1 pseudogene is annotated in these 496 nt (G+C 68.1%); it reads left to right on the top strand.

The window, feature by feature from the left end:
- Positions 1–187 (top strand): annotated as a pseudogene (locus ACU8YE_RS24520) (HAD family phosphatase); the annotation flags it as partial.
- Between the last annotated feature and the right edge of the window lie 309 nt (positions 188–496).

Here is a 496-nt window from a genome sequence, read left to right as displayed (position 1 = left end):
GATCTACCGCGAGATGCATGCGCGGATCGAACCGCACCTGCCCGGCATCGCGTCGCACGAACTCGTGTTCATCGATGACAACGCGAAGAACGCCGCGGCCGCCACGGCGCTCGGCTGGCACGGCATTCATCACACGAGCGCGGCGGCGACCGAGGCGCGGCTGCGTGAGCTGGGCGCGCTGGTGTAAGCGGGGGGACGAGCGCCAGGCGAAAAAAAGCGGGCCATGGGCCCGCTTTTTCGTTGTGCCGTTCCGGATGCGGCCTCCTTCGATCACCTTCGGCGTCCAGCCCCGCGTGAGCGCGAGGCCGGATGCCCGGGCCGCGCCGGTCAGCGGCTGATCGGCTTGTAGCGCAGACGCTTCGGCTTCGCGGCTTCCTCGCCGAGGCGCGCGCGCTTGTCGGCTTCGTACTCCTGGTAGTTGCCGTCGAAGAACGTGACCTGCGAATCGCCTTCGAACGCGAGGATGTGCGTCGCGATCCGGTCGAGGAACCAGCGA

The organism is Ralstonia sp. VS2407 (assembly GCF_052950655.1).
The sequence above is the reverse complement of the archived record's forward strand: the minus strand, read 5'-3'. Positions and strand labels throughout refer to the sequence as shown.